Consider the following 2,322-nt stretch of genomic DNA (forward strand, 5'->3'; position numbering starts at 1 on the left):
TTGCTTGGTGATGATGAACTCGGCCAGCAGCTCGGCATCCGAATGGCCTTCCCATAAGCCGAAGGAATCCTGAGTACGAATGAGCCGCAGGAGGCATTTGACGAACGGGGAAGCAAGGGCCTCGTCGTCCTTGTGGACAGCAGGGCCAACCGGTTCATGAGGAATCTCGCTTTTCCCCAATTTCAGTACTCCTCTTGAAGGACGATCTCTTTTTCTGCGATGTGTGGTTCGGGCGCTTGCGTGGGCGGGGAATGGCTTGGGCGAGCCGATCCCACGCAACAGTGTCCCGTGGCCGACCTCGAGCACGTCCACCAATGCGAGACCTTTCACCGCGGCGCGAACGCCTGCGCCGCGGTTCGACCCGAGGTAAACGCAATGGAAATTCCACCTGCCGCAAGCCGCGCACTTTTGCGGCATCGACGTTATTGCTGCGAAGTGCGCCTGGGCGGGCGGATTTGCCGGTGTTCAATTCCAATTGTCATGCCCTTCGCGATCCTTGCTCAGGAAGTGACAGCGTTTTGAGTTTCGGAAGTCTTGTTTTGCGGAGCCACACAGAGACCCGCGTGACAGGCAGGCTCACCCGTGTAGTTGGCCAGGGCTTGGAGCAACGAGGTGAGGTAGCGCTGTTTGGTTTGGTCCGGCACTGGCTCCGAATGGTCCAGCGATTTGATTGCCACCTCGATCAACTCGATCGCCCGGTCCTTGTTGCCGCTCTCGTAATAATACTGAGCGACCGGAAAGTAACACCCGAATTTAAAGTCTCCATCGCCTTGCGGAGGATTAAGTTCCAGGATCTGTTCGGAGAGCTCCTTGCCCATCGCAAAGCGATCATCATGCGGAAGATGGGAGTTGTCGATCGTGGGATGGAAGAGTTGGTTCAGCGCCATCACCACCCAAGACATCGCTTCGAACTTTTTGTTGATCGCGTCCTCGACCAATTCGCGCATAAGCGGCAAGCCGGTTTTGATGTCGCGCAGCTTGTGAAGCAGAATATCCGCATGAACCCGCCGAAAATCAAAAGAGTCTGGCATCACGGCGAGGCCTTCTTCGATGGCCAATAGTGCCGCTGCCCAATCCTCGTCCTGCATCGCCGGCCCAAGTTTGGCGTATATCGGCTGACTCAGCGACGATTCGCGCACACGCGAGATTCGCTTTGCATCGACGGCTTTCGCTTCATAGCTGCTGCGCCAGCTGCCGTTAAGGACTTTCGGCAAAACGTCATCGAGAGGTGCCGGGTGGCCGATATAAGCGATGTGGCCGTCGCGGTCGACCACGAACGAGGTGGGAATCCCGAACGAAGAGCTGGGTTCCAGCCAGAGCTTTTTCATTTCGCCAGTGCAATCGAACGCTGTCCGATAATTCAGATTCGGGAACTTCTCGGTCAGCCAGGCATCCACGTTGGTCCGCGCTTCGTCCGCGGTTGCAGCCTTTTCGCAAGCTGCGACTCCGATAATCTCAAATCCGCTGTCTTTATATTTCTCCTGCAGTTCGATCAAATGGGGCATGGCGTGGACACATGGTCGGCACCAAGTCGCCCAAAATTCAACGAGGTAGACCTTGCCGGGCCGAAGGCTCGTGAGGGGCTCGCCACGCAGCCAGTTCTCCACTTTCAGCGCAGGAGCCGGGGACCCCATACGCAGTTCCATCTTGGTGTCCAAAGTCATTCCACACCTTTCGTCTCTTTTGTCGCGGAATATTTTCCAGTCAAAATCGGACACGGTCTCGAGGGCATTGCTCCCTCTCGCTTGCTTCAGCGGAGCTCTCACCGTGTTGCCGCACATCAAGCACGGCAAAGGGCATGCCAACCCTTCTTAGCTTCGGCAAGCGCCGGTACCGCCTTGAATAAGCGAGCCCTAACACGGCCAGCTGACGTTAACCTGAATGTCGGCTTTCGACGGCTCACCTTAGCGGCTGCCGTTTAGGAAGGTGAGAGTTTGGCTGGCCCGCTGGCGATAAGACCGGCTTCGGCGTCCTGGAGTAGTCGCACTTCGGCGATGGGGTCGAAAGTGCGGGAGAGGCTCGGTACCCTTGCAGCCACCGCCGCATGTGGCCCGGCGTCATAATTCGCGTCGCGGTTGCCAACGGCGGCGTTGGGCTCGATCCACGTGGCGTTGAGCCCGACAGCACGTAAAGCTGCATCGTGATTGAATGCCCTTTGCTGTTTCACGCCAAGCAGGAGTCGCGCGACGCTACCTGATCGTGCCCACTGGAGTGGTGTAGCTGACGGCATTGGTCGCCGTGCTCTCCGGCATGGGCCGGAATTGATCAGCGCGCCACTGCCGGCAGGCTGATGAGCGGATCATCGCTCATTTGGCTGATGGT

1 protein-coding gene and 1 pseudogene are annotated in these 2,322 nt (G+C 57.8%); both read right to left on the reverse strand.

Translation table 11 applies throughout. The annotated features are described in order from the left end of the window. Positions 1-180 (reverse strand): annotated as a pseudogene (locus EN853_RS34400) (hypothetical protein); the annotation flags it as partial. 320 nt (positions 181-500) lie between these two features. Continuing rightward, positions 501-1,646: a TlpA disulfide reductase family protein gene (locus EN853_RS32150; RefSeq protein WP_063170388.1), complete on the reverse strand. Its 1,146-nt coding sequence runs from the start codon at positions 1,644-1,646 to the stop codon at positions 501-503. Positions 1,647-2,322 lie beyond the last annotated feature (676 nt).

The sequence above is a fragment of the Mesorhizobium sp. M1C.F.Ca.ET.210.01.1.1 genome, assembly GCF_004791585.1.
Taxonomy (GTDB): Bacteria; Pseudomonadota; Alphaproteobacteria; order Rhizobiales; family Rhizobiaceae; genus Mesorhizobium.